Annotated in this window: 1 pseudogene; it reads right to left on the reverse strand. The window is 37.7% G+C overall.

The annotated features are described in order from the left end of the window. Positions 1-108 precede the first annotated feature (108 nt). Positions 109-204, reverse strand: a pseudogene (locus AVJ20_RS18250) (IS5/IS1182 family transposase); the annotation flags it as partial.

The raw sequence follows: 204 nt of genomic DNA on the forward strand, positions 1-204 counted from the left end.
ATTGCCTACACAAACACCTTTTATACTTTATTGAAAGTTGAGGCCGTGTACGCACCTAATTTTAAATTGGATAAAAAGAAAAATTAGATAAAACTTTATACGTCATTATTGGCGACGATATTCAGCTCCATGTTTCTTGCGTTTCCATTCGCCCTCACCTAGAAACTTCATGCCTGTAGAGTCTACGAGTAGATGCAGTCCATC

Origin of the sequence: Acinetobacter sp. CFCC 11171 (assembly GCF_003268405.1) — a bacterium.
Lineage (GTDB): Bacteria > Pseudomonadota > Gammaproteobacteria > Pseudomonadales > Moraxellaceae > Acinetobacter > Acinetobacter amyesii.